At 42.0% G+C, this 445-nt stretch carries 1 protein-coding gene; it reads left to right on the forward strand.

Annotated elements, in window-relative coordinates:
- Positions 1-240, forward strand: a 240-nt coding sequence (locus FH871_RS34910; RefSeq protein ID WP_171063042.1) for a GreA/GreB family elongation factor, incomplete at its 5' end; no start/stop codon positions are given.
- Between the last annotated feature and the right edge of the window lie 205 nt (positions 241-445).

Raw genomic sequence — 445 nt, forward strand, 5'->3', positions numbered from 1 at the left:
GTCGCTTCTGATGAAGTAGCTATCGGGAAAACGGTTGTTGTTCAAGAAGTCGGCACTACGGATCAAGATACCTACTCCATCGTTGGGGCAGCAGGAGCTGATGTCTTCGCTGGTAAGATTTCCAACGAAAGCCCAATTGCCCAAGCCCTGATTGGTAAAAAGGTTGGCGATACCACAACTATTGAGTCACCAGCCGGAAGCTATGACGTAGAAATCATCAGTGTCAAGAAAACAAAATAAGTAAAAAAGGACGGCTCTTTGTCAACTGTAGTGGGTTGAAGAAAAGCTAAAATCGAGAAAGGACACATTTCATCCTTTCTTTTTTGATGTTCAGAGCGATGAAAATCCGTTTTTTGAAATTTTCAAAGTTCCGAAATCCAAAGGCATTTCGTTTGATAAGGGCTCTTTGTCAACTGTAGTGGGTTGATAAAAAGTTACAACCTGG

Origin of the sequence: Larkinella sp. C7 (assembly GCF_006149005.1) — a bacterium.
Taxonomy (GTDB): domain Bacteria; phylum Bacteroidota; class Bacteroidia; order Cytophagales; family Spirosomataceae; genus Larkinella.